This is a genomic window from Streptomyces erythrochromogenes (assembly GCF_036170895.1).
GTDB lineage: Bacteria > Actinomycetota > Actinomycetes > Streptomycetales > Streptomycetaceae > Streptomyces > Streptomyces erythrochromogenes.
This window is the reverse complement of record NZ_CP108036.1, coordinates 7,904,317-7,918,655: the sequence shown is the minus strand read 5'-3', so window position 1 is coordinate 7,918,655 and position 14,339 is coordinate 7,904,317. Positions and strand designations below refer to the sequence as shown.

The 14,339-nt window shown below is 74.0% G+C and carries 13 protein-coding genes; 7 read left to right on the top strand and 6 right to left on the bottom strand.

Features of this window, described 5'->3' with window-relative positions; all coding sequences use genetic code 11:
* Positions 1–3 precede the first annotated feature (3 nt).
* Entirely contained in the window at positions 4–402 is a 399-nt protein-coding gene (locus OHA91_RS36365; RefSeq protein ID WP_266505028.1) for an ATP-binding protein, read from the top strand.
* Positions 403–580: 178 nt separating this feature from the next.
* Here OHA91_RS36365 and OHA91_RS36360 read toward each other — a convergent pair whose 3' ends face one another.
* The 3 genes from OHA91_RS36360 to OHA91_RS36350 all read right to left on the bottom strand — a co-directional run bounded on the left by OHA91_RS36360 (position 581) and on the right by OHA91_RS36350 (position 3,083).
* Positions 581–1,411 carry an IclR family transcriptional regulator gene (locus OHA91_RS36360; RefSeq protein WP_051892978.1) on the bottom strand — a complete coding sequence of 277 codons (831 nt, stop codon included), beginning with the start codon at positions 1,409–1,411 and terminating at the stop codon, positions 581–583.
* 872 nt (positions 1,412–2,283) lie between these two features.
* Positions 2,284–2,862 carry an RNA polymerase sigma factor gene (locus OHA91_RS36355; protein WP_220818769.1) on the bottom strand — a complete coding sequence of 193 codons (579 nt, stop codon included), beginning with the start codon at positions 2,860–2,862 and terminating at the stop codon, positions 2,284–2,286.
* A complete protein-coding gene (locus OHA91_RS36350) occupies positions 2,859–3,083 on the bottom strand; it encodes a hypothetical protein (protein WP_158714746.1) in 225 nt (74 codons plus the stop codon). Before OHA91_RS36350 ends, OHA91_RS36355 begins: the two co-directional genes overlap by 4 nt.
* A 337-nt stretch (positions 3,084–3,420) precedes the next feature.
* Between OHA91_RS36350 and OHA91_RS36345 the strand changes: the two genes are divergently transcribed.
* Together OHA91_RS36345 and OHA91_RS36340 are read left to right on the top strand one after the other, a co-directional pair.
* Entirely contained in the window at positions 3,421–5,352 is a 1,932-nt protein-coding gene (locus tag OHA91_RS36345; protein ID WP_328740801.1) for a glycoside hydrolase family 15 protein, read from the top strand.
* Positions 5,353–5,488: 136 nt separating this feature from the next.
* On the top strand, positions 5,489–6,754 hold the full coding sequence (locus OHA91_RS36340; protein ID WP_328740800.1) for an FAD-dependent monooxygenase: 1,266 nt from the start codon (positions 5,489–5,491) through the stop codon (positions 6,752–6,754).
* A gap of 49 nt (positions 6,755–6,803) precedes the next feature.
* Here the strand turns inward: OHA91_RS36340 and OHA91_RS36335 are convergent, their stop codons facing one another.
* On the bottom strand, positions 6,804–7,442 hold the full coding sequence (locus OHA91_RS36335) for a hypothetical protein (RefSeq protein WP_266505045.1): 639 nt from the start codon (positions 7,440–7,442) through the stop codon (positions 6,804–6,806).
* Between the two features lie 135 nt (positions 7,443–7,577).
* Here OHA91_RS36335 and OHA91_RS36330 point away from each other — a divergent pair, with 135 nt between their 5' ends.
* Both OHA91_RS36330 and OHA91_RS36325 read left to right on the top strand, forming a co-directional pair.
* Positions 7,578–8,255: a response regulator transcription factor gene (locus OHA91_RS36330; RefSeq protein ID WP_031148060.1), complete on the top strand. Its 678-nt coding sequence runs from the start codon at positions 7,578–7,580 to the stop codon at positions 8,253–8,255.
* Positions 8,256–8,334: 79 nt separating this feature from the next.
* Entirely contained in the window at positions 8,335–9,702 is a 1,368-nt protein-coding gene (locus OHA91_RS36325; RefSeq protein ID WP_031148058.1) for an ATP-binding protein, read from the top strand.
* A gap of 157 nt (positions 9,703–9,859) precedes the next feature.
* Here OHA91_RS36325 and OHA91_RS36320 read toward each other — a convergent pair whose 3' ends face one another.
* Positions 9,860–10,144, bottom strand: a complete 285-nt coding sequence (locus OHA91_RS36320; RefSeq protein ID WP_266505049.1) for a hypothetical protein — start codon at positions 10,142–10,144, stop codon at positions 9,860–9,862.
* Positions 10,145–10,155: 11 nt separating this feature from the next.
* On the bottom strand, positions 10,156–11,055 hold the full coding sequence (locus OHA91_RS36315; RefSeq protein WP_031148053.1) for a thermonuclease family protein: 900 nt from the start codon (positions 11,053–11,055) through the stop codon (positions 10,156–10,158).
* A gap of 465 nt (positions 11,056–11,520) precedes the next feature.
* On the opposite strand from OHA91_RS36315, the gene fusA reads away from it, so the two are divergent.
* Positions 11,521–13,605 (top strand): elongation factor G, encoded by a 2,085-nt coding sequence (gene fusA, locus OHA91_RS36310; RefSeq protein ID WP_266505053.1) that lies wholly within the window; start codon positions 11,521–11,523, stop codon positions 13,603–13,605.
* A 161-nt stretch (positions 13,606–13,766) separates the two neighbouring features.
* Positions 13,767–14,306, top strand: a complete 540-nt coding sequence (locus OHA91_RS36305) for an FABP family protein (RefSeq protein ID WP_031148049.1) — start codon at positions 13,767–13,769, stop codon at positions 14,304–14,306.
* The last annotated feature ends 33 nt before the right edge of the window (positions 14,307–14,339 follow it).

The window sequence follows — 14,339 nt, the reverse complement described above, 5'->3', positions numbered from 1 at the left end:
AGTATGAGGCCCCGATCCGTCGCACCCAATCCGCCGCCCGGGACGAGTTGTGCGCGGGCGCGGGATTACGCCCGCCGCGTCCTGGCCGAGCAGTACGCGCCCCCGTCCCTGGTCGCCGACGTGCTGACGGTGGTGAGCGAGCTCGTCTCCAACGCCGTGCGGCACGCGGGAGGGGTCACGGGCTTCCGGGTCACCGTTCGGGCCGGCCAGGTCGTCGTCGAGGTGTCGGACCGCTCGGCCCTCCTGCCCCACCTCGGACCGCCCTGCCCGCACACGCCCGGCGGCTTCGGATGGCGGGTCGTCAAGACTCTCGCGCCCAGCACCTTCGTCCGGTCCCACCGCACCGGCAAAACCGTCGTCGCGGCCCTCCCCACCCACACCGGCCGCCCTCCCGCCCCGTAGGCCGGTGTGTTGTCGGTGCCGGCACCGGCCCGGGTCCTGGGCCTCTCCGCACGACCGCCGGGCGCCGAGGACGCCGCAGGCGCGCGTACCTCCGCCTCCGCTGCCGCGGCCCGGTCTCGAACCACGCGGGGCCAGGACCCGGCCGGAGTCCTGGCCCGCGTCGGGCGGTGGATCCTTCCTAGGCTGAGGTGGACAGGATGGTGTCCTCCGGCCTGCGGGCCGTGGGGCGGGTGCTGCCGGCGACGATCAGCGCGAGTAAGACCGCGGCCGCCTCGCTCTGCAGGATCCGGGCGGCCTGCTTCAGCCGGCCCGGATCGGGGACCGGGATGGACAGGGCCACGCATTCCGGGTTGGGGCCGGCGGTGATCGGCACCGCCGCGCACACCGTGCCGAGGGCGTACTCCTGGAGGTCGAGGAGGGGCGTGTTGGGCGGGCGGTCGTCGAGTTGCCGGAAGAGGACCTGCCGGCTGGTGAGGGTGTGGGTGGTGAAGGGGGTGAGCCGGTGGCGCGACAGGTGGTCCCGCCGGTGGTCGTGGTCGAGTTGGGCCAGCAGCGCCTTGCCCACCGCGGAGGCGTGGGCGGCGGCGCGGAAGTCGACCCACTCCTCGACGGCGGGTGCGGCCGGACCGTCCGCGTACTGGGTGATGGCCACCTCGCCGTCGGTGTAGCGGGCGACGTAGACGGCGGCTCCGACGGCGTCCCGCACCCAGGCCAGCGTCTCGCGCAGGTGCCCGCGGCCCTCCGCGCCGTCCGTCTCGCTCAGCAGGAGGGCGTGGCCGGCGACGTAGGCGTCCGGTCCGATCGGCGCGAGGAGATTGGCGCGGATCAGCTGCTCCACGGCCCGGGCGAGGACCAGTTGCGGCAGCTTCGTCTCACGGGCGATCTGTGTCAGGTTCACCCCGCCCGAGTGGCGGTTGACGACTTCCAGGACGCGCAGCGCCTGGTGGACGGATTCGAGCGCTGCCGGGGCCGTCCGTCCCTCGGGGGACGTCCGGGCCGCATGGGTCAACTGCGGCTGCTTCAGCGCTTCGAGTGCCCACCCGTTCGCCTGCTCCGTGAGGTGAAGGGGGTTGAGCCGGGCGTTCTGCGCGACGGCCACGGCGACCTGCGGCCCGGGCGTGAAGACCTCCCCCAGGTCGGGGTGCTCCTTGCGGGGGCGTGCCATGAGCGCCTGCCGCAGTCGTGCCGGGAGCCGTAGCGGCGGCCTGGCGGACCCGCCCGGTCCGCCGGTCAGGGAGGTGAGGTCCTGGGTGGTGATGGGCGGGGACGTCCAGATGACGGAGGCCCCGAGGGCCTCTTCGAGGTCGTGCGGGATCTGCGGCAGGGGCGGCAGGTGTTCGTCGGGCGGCAGGACGTGGGCCTGGCGTTTCCAGTACCGGGCGGTCGCGACCTCGGCGCGCGACAGGTGGTGGAGGTAGAGGCAGCGGGCCGCGGTCTGCGAGCCCGCTCCGGCCGCGTACTGGAACCAGAACTGCGCTCCCTCCGTCCGGTCGGCGAGGTGGAGCAGGCAGCCGAAGAGCAGCGCCGAGTCCATGCCGTGGGGCCAGGAGTCGACGGCCAGGGCGAGTTCGGCGAAGTCCCGGCTCTCCACGAGGCACCAGGTGAGGTCGTCCAGGCCGCGGGCTGCCCGCACGTGGCAGGCGGCGTCGAGGACCAGCTCGTCGGTCTCGGCCGGGGCGGCCCGTCCGCGCGCGGCCGCGGCCGCGCCGGCCGTGGCGGTTCCGGTCGCCGCGCGGGCCCGGTCCGCGGCGATCCGGCGGGCGATGCGGCGCCGGGCCGCGCCCTCGTCGTATCCGGCGTACTCCTCCGCGAGGACCGTCGCGTCCGCCAGGGACGCGTCCAGTTCACACAGCGGCATGTCGCGGTGGCGTGGCATGTCGCTCACTGGTCCTTCTCCTCTCCGGGGATCCAGTCCACCCCGAGTTTGCGGGACAGGGTTCGGCGTGCGCCGCGGATGTGCGATCGGACGGTGGCGGGGGAGATCCCCATCATCCGGGCGACCGTGTCGCAGTCGTTGCCCAGCAGGAAGGCGAGCAGCACCACGTCGTACTGCCGCTCGGACAGGCCCGCGATCGCCGCGTACAGCCCGAGTTTCGACTCCAGCAGCTCCAGCCGTTCCCGGGAGGAGCGGCGCAGTGCGGCGAACCAGGCCGTCTCGACCATGGCCACCTGCCGGCCCAGAACGGCCAGCCGCCGCTCGACGTGTTCGCGCAGTACGGCCCAGGCGAAGCCGTGCAGGCTCGCCTCCTTCAGCGCCTGGCGCCACACCTTCAGCAGGAAGGTGAACACGTCGTCGACGACTTCTTCGGCGTCCTTGGGGTTTCCCAGCTGCAGGTGGGCGTAGCGCAGATAGGCGCGGTGCTGCTGGGAGTGGAAAGCCGTGAACTCCACCGGCAGCACGCCGGCCAGTTCACTGGAGACCGCACGATCTCCTGATGGGTCGAATTCTCCTTCGTTCATACGCTCCCCCACAACTGTTCATCGCCGCCCGTCGGGGTGGCGGAGACTTGACGGTGGCGGGCCGCGGGGACGGTTGGTGGGCGGCCGTCGGATGGCTCGCCGTTTCCTCTCTCCGCCCCGGGGCCCGGCAGGCGCATGCGCGCCCGGAACACATCGATCACGACAACGCTGACCACGGTGGTGACTAACAGCGCGAGGGCGAGCGTCTCGGCGACATTCACGTCGGAGCGAACCTTCCGGTGGGTTGTGCGTAACCGGCCGCCTGCCCCCGCACCAGCGGCCGTGGAGCGCCGGGCGCTCCCAATCACCACCCCATCGGAAAACGAGCCCGATCGTGCAAGCCGGTCCCCGGAAATCCCGGAAACGAAGCGCATTCGCTTCTGCGCGCGCCCCCGGCCCCCCGCGCACGCCCCCGATCGGATGGCTCCCTGACCCGATCCGGTGGGACACGTGCGGACTCTGCCCGCCCCGGGGCCGGTTGCCTGCATGGTGGGTCCGGCATTCGGCGCCGGGCACCCTCCGCCCGCGCGCCCGTCGAGGAGGAAGGGCCGTATCCGCATGGCGTTCGCGAGGACCGTACTGCCCGCCCTGCTCTCCCTGGCCCTGACCGGTGTTCCGGCCGTGCTGCCCGGTGTTCCGGCCGTGCTGCCCGACGCCGCGGCCGCGGCCGCCGTGCCGTACGACGGGCAGGTGCGCCACGAGAGCGCGCTCTTCGATGTGAAGGCCACGGGCCACGCGGCCGCCCAGGAGTTCACGGTGGACGCTGCCCGGCTGTCCCGGGTGAGCGTCTGGCTGGGCAGCGGGGCCGCGACGGGGACGGTGACCGCCCAGGTCCGCCGGGTGCGCTCGGACGCGGGTTCGGCGATCGCCTCGGCCACCCTGGACCTCGCCGCCCTCGGCGGCGCCGGGGCCGGCTGGGTGGAGTTCCCGCTCGGGGACGCCGACGTCACCGCGGGCAGTACCTACTACCTCTTCGTCCAGGCCACGACCGCGGAGAACAAGCCGGTCGCCTGGTACGGCACGCAGCAGGACGTACCCGGCTCGCTCACCAGCTGGAACTACGACCGTGCGTACTGGGGCGGCTGGCACGCCTACGACTCCGGCCGGCTGGCCTTCCACGTCAACCCCACCGGCGGCGAGCGGTGCGGGGAGACCGAGCCGTGCTACGTACCCGCCTGGGCACTCGCGGCCCGTACCGCGGGCCTGCTGAGCAACGCGGTGGCCACCGAGGCGGTCCTGCCGTCCTTCGCGGTCGGAGCCTCGTACGTCGACGGGAGCAACGTGCTCCGACTGCCCTCCGGCCGCTGGCGGTACCTGCCCGACGGGGCCGCGGAGTCGGCCGTGGTCGAGGCGGACGACCCGGGCGCGCTGGCGCAGATCGAGGAGAGCCGCGCCTGGCTGGCCGGGGGCAGTGTGCCGGGGGCCGGCACGGAGCAGCGGGCCGCCGTGGAGCGCTCCCTGCTGTCGATGCGGGCGCTGCTGAAGCCCAACGGGGCCTTCGCCGCGGGGTGGTCGCCGCCCTGGAAGTACTCGTGGCCCCGGGACGGTGCGTTCGCCGCGGCCGCGTTCGCGGTGACCGGGCACGACGAGGAGGCGTACCGGATCCTGGAGTACGACGCGCGCACCCAGCGGGCCGACGGGACCTGGGAGGCCCGCACCACGCTGGACGGCAGCGGACCGCCGGATGCGCGGAAGTGGCAGTTGGACGGCAACGGCTGGGTGCCGTGGGCGACGTGGCAGTGGTACCGGGCCGCGCCGGCCGCCGGACGCGACGAACGGCTGCGCGAGCTCTACCCGATGGTCCGGGCCGCGGCCGACTTCGCCGCGCGCTCGCTCGGCCCGGACGGGCTGCCTCCGGCCTCCCCGGACTACTGGGAGCTGGACACGGCGACCGCGAACATCGGCACCGCCGCTCCCCTGCTGGCCGGGCTGAACGCCTCGGCGGATCTGGCCGCCCGGCTGGGCTCGGGCGGGGACGCGGAGCGCTGGGCGGCCGCGTCGCGGCGGCTCTCCGCCGGGATCGCCGCCTCCTTCGCCCCGTTGGGCTACCAGCGCACCGTCGACGGCAAGCACGGCCGCGACAGCGCGGTGGCGTTCATGGCGCCCCCGTTCAACACCGCCCCGCCCGGCCTCGGGGAGGCGCTGGACTCCACCCACCGGGCGCTGCTGCTGCCCAACGGCGGCGTCTCGCCCGGCAACGACCCGGATTTCAGCTGGGGATCGTACGCCTGGACGGCCAGCACCTCCTTCTTCGCCCTGGCCTGGGCGGGCACGGGTGAGCAGGCGAAGGCGGACCGGGTGCTCGACTGGGTGCTGTCCAAGCGCAACGGGCTCGGCGAGCTCCCCGAAACGGTGAACGGGGCCGGGCTGCCGTCCTCCGTCGCGCCCCTGGGCTGGACGGACGCGCTGGTGGTGCTGACCGCGCAGGCCCTCCAGGGGTCGCCGCAGCCCACTCCCCCGGCGCCCGCGCCGGCACCTGCGGGCCGGTGAACGCATCGGGTACGGCATGGCGGGGGATGCAACAACGTGGTCGGCCTGCGGACGGCCCGACGCGGGGCACGGGCGGTGTCGTTCGGCGGCAGCGACAAGCAGCAGGAAACCGGCAGCAGGCGTTCAGGAGGCGGTTGTGCGGGGCGGAACGGTTGCGGTGATCGGCGGGAGCATCGCGGGCTGCGCGGTCGCCACGGCGGTGGCACGGGCGGGTGCCGGGCAGGTGACGGTCCTGGAGCGTACGCGCGGCCGGCTGGAGGACCGGGGCGTGGGGCTGTGCGTGCACGACGAGCGGGCCGTCGAACTCCGCGCGAGCGGCGCCCTGCCGGCGGGGATCACCGCGCATCCGCTCCAGCGGCGCCGCTGGGTGGTCCGGGACGACGCCGAGGGGGCCGGCGGGCGGCTGATCTGGCAGCAGCCCTTCCCCTTCCACTCCTACCACTGGGGGCTGCTCTGGCGCGGCCTGCGGGAGTCCGTGCCCGACACCGTCGTCTACCGGCAGGGCGAGACGGTGACGGCCGTCGAGGCCGCCGCAACCGGAACCGGGGCCGGAGCCGGTGAAGCTGAGGGTGAGGGTGAGGGTGACCGCGCCCGGGTGCGGCTCGCGAGCGGTTCCGTGGAGCGCTACGACCTGGTCGTCGGCGCGGACGGCTACCGGTCGGTGGTGCGCGCGGCGCTCTGCGCGGACGCGCGACCGCACTACGCGGGGTACGTGTGCTGGCGCGGGAACGTCGACGCGGCGCGCCTCGACGAGCTCGGCGGCCCCGGGGACCCGGTGCCCGAGGCGGTGACCACGGTGTGCTTCCCGGGCGGCAGCTGCGTCGTCTACCGCATCCCCGGTCCCGGCGGCCCCCGGGTGAACTGGGTGCTCTACGCCGCTCCCCCGCGGGACGGACAGCTGCGGCTCGACGATCCCACCAGCTTCCCGCCGGGCGCGCTGACCCCCGGACTGGCGGAGCACCTCGACGCGTTGCTGGAGCGTGAGTTCCCCCCGTACTGGCGGCGGGCGCTCGCGCTGACGGACCCGGCGGACACCTTCGTCCAGCCGATCTACGACCTGGAGGCGGCCCGCACCGCCGGCGGGCGCCTGCTGCTCGCCGGGGACGCCGCCAGCGTCGTACGCCCGCACAACACGAGCGGGGCGGCCAAGGCGCTCCAGGACGCGACCGCCCTCGCGGACGGCTGGCGCCGCTCGGAGTCCTTCGGGGAACTGCTGGACGGCTACCACCGGGCGCGCGGGGCCGCCGGCCGGGAACTGGTCGCGCTGGCCCGCCGACTGGGCCGGGCCCAGGTGGAGCGGACTCCGGCCTGGGCGGCCATGGACGGCGCCGGGATGGCCGCCTGGTGGCAGGGCCAGCTCGACGGGGCCCCCGGGATCGGGGGCCGCGCGATGGCCCCGTAGGCCGTGCGGCTTCCCCATCACCCGGGCACCCCGCTGCCCGACCAACCGACTACCCGCCGAGGGTGGTGTTCCCGGTGATCGTGCCGTCCGTGCCGGACACCGTGACCGCGTGCCGGACGCCGTCGGGGCCGAGGACCACGGCCAGCCAGGCGCCGCCCCCGCCCTCCTGGGCGACCGCGCGCAGGCTCTCCACCTTCCCGTCCGGCACGGCCGCGGCGGCCTTGCCGGCCGCGTCGCCGATGGACAGGGAGGGGAGCGGCGCGGGCGCCTGGCCACCCTTGCCGGAACCCTCGCGCCGCTCGGACCGGCCGGGCGCTCCGGGCAGCCCCGGGGCGTCGGGGTGGCGGAACCGCTCGGGCACCCCGGGACCGTCCTCGCCACGGGGTGCCTTCCGCGCACGCTCGTCGTCGGGCGCCCCGCCCTGCGGCCCCCGCTTGAACCCACCCCCGTGGCCGGGTTCGAAGCGGATCGTGTGCGGACCGCGGTCGGCTCGGTCGTGGTGGTGGTGCTCGGCCACGGCTGCGGCCGCGAGCCCACCGCCCACGACCACCACGACCGCGCCCGCCGCCGCCCAGCGGGTGCGCTTGCTGCGGGGCACCAGCCGGGACAGCGCCACGCGCTTGCGGGCGCCGGTCGCCGGCGCGTTCTCGGGCAGCTGCTCGGGCGGCGGCGGAACGGATTCAGACATACGGCTACTCCTCCGGACAGCCGGACGCGCTGCCCGGCTCGCCCCAGAGCATGCTGAGGGGATGCTGAAGCCCAGCTGAAGCCACCTGAAGACCTCTTCAGCCGGGCACCGCGCGGGCCTGCGATCCTGTTCGGCATGCGCGTACTGGTGGTGGAGGACGAACGGCGGCTCGCCGTGGCCCTGCAGCGGGGCCTGCAGTCCGAGGGGTTCTCGGTGGACGTGGCCCACGACGGGTCCCAGGGCCTGTGGATGGCGACCGAGCACGACTACGACCTGATCGTCCTCGACATCATGCTCCCCGGGCTGAACGGCTACCGGATCTGCGCGAAGCTGCGCGCGGCCGGCAACGAGTCGGGGATCCTGATGCTCACCGCCAAGGACGGCGAGTACGACGAGGCGGAAGCCCTGGACACCGGCGCCGACGACTTCCTGTCCAAGCCGTTCTCCTATCTCGTGCTGGTCGCCCGACTGCGCGCGCTCGGCCGGCGTACGGGTGGCCGGCGGCCGCAGGTGATGCGGTTCGGCGACCTGCTGATCGATCCGGCGCGGCGCACGTGCTCCCGTGGCGGTACGGAGGTCCGGCTGACCGCCAGGGAGTTCGCGATACTCGAGTACCTGGGCCGCCGGTCCGGCGAGGTGGTCTCCAAGCGGGACATCCTGGAACAGGTGTGGGACACCGCCTTCGACGGCGACCCCAACGTCGTGGAGGTCCACGTCAGCGCGGTCCGCCGCAAGGTCGACGCCCCGTTCGGCCGGGCAGCGCTGGAGACCGTACGGGGAGCCGGATACCGGCTGGCGGCCGACGGTGGCTGAACCGGCCGGCCCCTCCCGCGGGCGCGTGGGCGAGGGACTGCGCTCGCTCCGGGGCGCCGTCCTCGGCCGGTGGCCGGCCCTGCGCCGGCTGTGGCCCACCACGGTCCGGGCCCGGGCCACCGTGGGCGCGGGCCTGGTGGTGGCCGCGGCCCTGGCGCTGGCCTCGTTCGCCCTGCTCGGGCTGCTGGAGGCCAATCTGCTGCGCAACGCGGAGAACGACGCGCGGCGGCAGGCCGAGACCGTGGCGCAGCTCGCCGCCACGGGCAAGCTCGGCCGGGCCCGCCCGCCGGGCCGGGCGGTCGAGTTCGTCCAGGTGGTGAGCGCGGACGGGCGGGTGCTGTTCTCCAGTCCGAACCTCATCGGGGTGCCCGCGTTCCCGCCGGCGCCGCTCGGGACGCCGGGGACCCGGATGCACACCTGGCGGGTCCGTCCGGTCGACGGCGACCACCGGCAGCGGGTCGTGCAGGTCGTCACGCAGACCCCGGACGGCCCGGCCACCGTCTACGCCGGTGCCTCGCTGCGGGACGCGGACGCGGCGGACGACACCACCACCGCCGCGCTCGTGATCGGCATGCCGCTGCTCCTGGCCACCGTCGTCCTCGTGACCTGGCGGGTCACCGGGCACGCGCTCCGGCCGGTGGAGGCGATCCGCGCCGAGGTCGCCGGGATCTCCGACCGGGACCTGCACCGCCGGGTGCCGGTCCCCGCCACCCGTGACGAGGTCGCCCGGCTGGCCGAGACCATGAACGCCACGCTGGACCGGCTGGAGGCGTCCGGCATCCGCCAGCGTCAGTTCATCGCCGACGCCTCCCACGAACTGCGCAGCCCCATCACCGTCCTGCGCACGCAGCTGGAGGTGGCGCTGGCCGTCCGGGACCCCGAGCTGTGGCCCGAGCTGATCGGTGGCGCCCTGGAGGACATCGAGCGGCTCCAGCGCCTGGCGGCGGATCTGCTGCTGCTCGCCCGTATCGACGCGGCCCAGCCCGTGACGGCGGTCCCGCTGGACCTGGGCGCCCTGGTCCGCGAGGTGCTGGAGGAACGCCTCGGCGACCGGGTGCCCGTACGGGTGGACCTCGCGGCGGACGTCGAGGTCACCGCCGGGGCGCTGTGGCTCGGCCGTATCGTCACCAACCTCGTCGACAACGCGCAGCGGTACGCCGTGCGCGGCGTGGACGTCACGCTGCGCACCACGGGCGGCGGCGGGGTGCGCACCGCCGTGCTGGAGGTCGTCGACGACGGGCCGGGGATCCCCGGGGCCGAGCGGGAGCGGGTCTTCGAACGGTTCACACGGCTCGACGACTCCCGCAGCCGCGACCACGGCGGAGCCGGCCTGGGCCTCGCCATCGCGCGTGACCTGAGTACGCACCACGGCGGAACGCTGACGGCCGAGGACTGCGCGGGCGGCGCCCGACTGGTCCTCAGACTGCCGCTGACACAGCGGTCCTGACGGGGCATGCCGTTCGGTGTCAGCGGGTGTTGCGGTGGCGGCCGTGCTGGTGCGGGTGGCCGGTCGTCAGCAGGACGAGAGCGAGTCCGAGGGGCAGCAGGACGAGCAGAAGAAGGGTCATGCGGCGCTTGTGCCCACCGTGCTGCCGTCGACACGGCTACCCGGCTGCCACCACCTGGCCGGCCGTGACCTGGGGAGGGTTGGGGAGCAGCGAGGCGAGGTTATCCCGGACGAAGTCCGCAGCCCTCCTGACCGACTCGTCGGCGCCTGCCCGGTCCTCGAAGACGCTGGTGGACACCATCACCGCGTCCCCGGCGTCGACCCAGTAGTAGGCCACGAATCCCGGGACTCGGCGGAGGAGGGTCACGAAGCCCTCGTCCACCAGGCGTCCCGCCTCTGCGGGGTCGGTCACCCCTTCGTAGCGCCGGATCACCGCGTACATGGCCGGTCTCCTCACTTGTCCAGGAACAGGAGCTCGTCGGAGGAACGGGTCATCCGCAGCGTCTTGCCGTCCTCGCTGATCTCGATCAGCCGGTGCAGCCCGGTCTTGGTCCTGCCGTCCGGCAGGTGGCGGTACTCGTCGGCGGCTCCGGCCAGGTAGGCGGCGAAGCCGGCGAGCGAGGTGACGCCCGAACCGGAGTCCAGGTAGTCCTTCAGCCGGCGGAACAGCTTGGGCAGGATCACCACGCCCGTGTCGTCGTCCGTGATCGACCCGATGCCGTCGATCAACGCCCCGCCGGTGGTCTTGTCCTCGGCCCACACCCCCTTGGGCGGTGCGGAATTGCGTGCTTCCCGGGCGGCGTCCCTGAGGAGGTCGCGCAGATAGCCGGGCAGGCCCGGATAGAACATCGGGTAGGCCAGACCGTCCTCGACCAGGCGGTAGTTGGCGCTCCTCTTCATCAGGTCTTCGTCGACCGCGACCTCGTAGCCGCTGTACACGGGCGGTCGGACGCTGCCGTCGAAGGCCAGCGCGATGCAGCGGCCGTAGGCGTCGGCACCACTGGTGAGGATGAAGCCGGGCACCTGGACGGGGACGGTGGTCACGGTCTCGTTCTCGTGCCGGTCGATGCTGGTGAATCCGAGGTGCTTCAGCAGTGCGTCGGCGGCCAGGTGCCCGAGCTTCCTCGGCTGGTGGCGTTCCGGACCGTAGCCCGTCTTCCTGTAGTGCGTCTCCAACGCGTCGACGCCCTCCAGGCGGACGGCGGCGCGGCCGTCCGCCTTGGGCACGACCCTGGCGCGGCCGCCCACGAGCTTCCAGTCCGCCACGTCGTCCGGGACGAACGGGAGGGTGTCGCCGTCCGGTTCGGCACCGCCGTCCACCCGGAACGACCCTTTGATCAGCAGCATGGACATGACGACTCCCGAGAATGAGGACGGACTGTCACTTTCCGTGGTGGATCGTCACGCACAGTACATGCAGTTCTCGGAAAAAATGCGGTGCCCCGCCCCGGTCCGCTCCCTAGACTCTCCGTACGCGCTGCCGAAACGGCACTGCGCGCCTCATGCCGAGTCAGAAGAGAAGGGGAGCAGCAGCCATGCGCACGTACCGCACCGCCGCCTTCGCTCCCCCGTCCCGGTACGACGTGATCCCGGTGTCTCGTGACGCCCGGTGCCGGCTGCGCGGCCGTCACCGTATGCCCGTGACGCACCTTTAGGTCCCGTCCCCCTCCCCCGCCTTCCGTACGCCACCGCCTGCCCGGACCCGTTCCGGGCCACGGGCGGGACGGCCGTCCACGGCTGCCGGGCACGGGTGACGAGAGCCGTCGTCAGGGAATTCGCGCCGCCCTCTTCATCTCTTCACTCGAAAGGCCCCGGGCCATGCGCGCCAACGAACGCCCCCTCACCACCACTTCCCTCACCGCTGTCCGCAATCTGGGCATCCTCGCCCACGTCGACGCCGGCAAGACCACCATCACCGAACGGATCCTGTTCGCGACCGGTGCCATCCACAAGCGCGGCGAGGTGCACCACGGTACGACCGTCACCGACTACGACCCGCAGGAACGCGACCGAGGCATCACCATCTTCGCCGCGGCCGTGAGCTGCACCTGGGGCGGGCACCACGTCAACCTGATCGACACCCCCGGGCACGTCGACTTCTCCGACGAGGTGGAACGTTCCCTGCGGGTGCTCGACGGCGCCGTCGCCGTGTTCGACGCCGTCGCCGGGGTCGAGCCGCAGAGCGAGACCGTGTGGCGGCAGGCGGACCGGCACGGTGTGCCCCGGATCGCGTTCGTCAACAAGCTGGACCGGGCGGGCGCCGACCTCGACACCGCCGTCGCGTCGATCCGCCGGCGCCTGGGCGTCACACCCCTGGTGGTACAGCTGCCCATCGGCCGGGAGGACGACTTCACCGGGGTCGTCGACCTGGTGGCCATGCGTGCGCTGCGCTGGCAGGCCGGCTCCGCCGACTTCGAGTCGGAGCCGGTCCCCGAACCACTGCGGGAGGAAGCCGGCCGGCGGCGCAGGCTGCTGGAGGAGACCGTGGCGGAGCTCCACGCCGAGGCCCTGGAGGAGTTCTGCTCGGACTCCGCGCTGAGCGACGGGACGCTGGCCCGGGCCCTGCGGGAGCTGACGCTGCGGGGCGACGGCGTCGTGGTGCTGTGCGGCTCGGCGTACCGCAACCGCGGGATCGAACCGCTGCTGGACGCCGTCGTCGCGTACCTGCCGGCGCCCGCCGACATGCCGCCGGTACGCGGTACGGCGGACGGCGCGGAGCAGGAGCGCGCACCCGACCCGGCGGAGCCGTTCGCGGCCCTGGCCTTCAAGGTGACGGCCACGGCGACGGGGCGGCTCACCTACCTGCGGGTCTACGCGGGCACCCTGCGCAAGGGCGCGACGGTACTGGACGCGGCCACGGGCCGTACGGAGCGGGTGGGCCGGATCCTGCGGGTACAGGCCGACCGGCACGAGGACAGGGAGGAGGCGGTCGCGGGTGACATCGTCGCCGTGATCGGGCTCAAGTCCGCCCGGGCGGGCACGACCCTGTGCGCGCCCGGGGCGCCTCTGGTGCTCGAACCGCCCACGGTGGCCGAGCCGGTGGTGTCGGTGGCGGTCGAAGCCCGTCGCAACGTCGACACCGGTCGGCTGGCGTCGGCGCTGGCACGGCTGGCGGAGGAGGATCCTTCGCTGGTGGTGCGCTCCGACCCGGAGACCGGGCAGACCGTGCTGTCGGGGCTGGGCGAGCTGCACCTGGAGGTGGCGGTGGAGAAGATCCGCCGCGGCCACGGGGTGGAGGTCGTCGTGGGCCGGCCGCAGGTCTCCTACCGGGAGACCGTCGTGCGCGGCGTGGCCGGCCTGGTCCACCGGCACGTCAAACAGGACGGTGGCGCCGGCCAGTTCGCGCACGTCGTGCTGGACGTCGAGCCGCTGGACGAGCCGGTCTTCGAGTTCCGCTCGACGGTCGTCGGCGGCCGGGTGCCGCACGAGTACGCACGCGCCGTGGAGGTCGGCTGCCGCGACGCCCTCGCCGAGGGCCCGCTGGGCGGGTACCCGGTGACGGGGCTGCGGGTCACGCTCACCGACGGGGCGACCCACTCCAAGGACTCCTCGGAGATGGCGTTCCGGGCGGCGGGCCGGTTCGGGCTGCGCGAAGCGCTGCGGCTCAGCACGGTGGAACTGCTGGAGCCGGTCGTGGAGGTCACGGTGAGCGTCCCGGAGGACGGCGTCGGGGGCGTTCTGGGTGACCTCGCGTCCCGCCGCGGCCGGGTCTCGGGCCAGACCGCCGAAGCCGGCACCGCGGTGATCACGGCGGCCGTGCCGCTGGCCGAGCTGTTCGGGTACGCGTCCCGGCTGCGGGGCCGGACCCAGGGCCGGGGCGTGTTCACCACCCGGCCGGCGGGTCTGGCGCCCGTACCGGCGTCGGTGGCGGCCCCGGTGACGGGCGGCCTGCCGGCCCGGTGACCTGCGGCCGCTCCCGGCCTCGCCCCGCCCCCTGCTTCGGGGGCGGGGCGAGGCCGGGCGAGGGCCGGGTTGCGTGAACGCCCCTGCGCACCGCCTATGCTGCGGATTCGGTCGGTTCGGTCCGGTTGCGGCGGGGCCACACGCAGACAGGCAGGGTGAACATGTTCGAGTCGGTGCAGGAGAATCCGTACCCCGACAGCCACGTCCTCGGCGAGGGTCCGGACCCGCATCCGCTGCTGGCACCCGTGCTACCGCTGCTGGGCCGCTGGCACGGCAGCGGCCGCGGCGAGTATCCGACGCTGGAGAAGGACTTCCGCTACGGGCAGGAGGTCACCTTCAGCCATGACGGCCGCCCCTTCCTGCGCTACGAGGCGCGGGCGTGGCTGGTCGACGACGCCGGTGCACCGCTGCGGCCGGCGGGGCGCGAGGCCGGGTGGTGGCGGGTGACGCCCGACGCCTCCCTGGAGGTCGTGCTCGCCCACCCCACCGGCATCGTCGAGACGTACGTGGGGCGGGCGTCCGGTGCGGAGTTCGACATCGAGACCAAGGACGTGTCGCTGACGCCGCTGGCCAAGGAGGTCACCGGCACGCGCCGCCGGTACACCGTCCGGGACGGGGAGATGACGGTCGTCCACGACATGGCCGCGGTGGGCCAGCCCCTCCAGCACCACCTGACGACGCACCTGCTCCGGCGGCCCTGAGACGGTTCACCCGGCTGCGCGGCACGGGCTGCG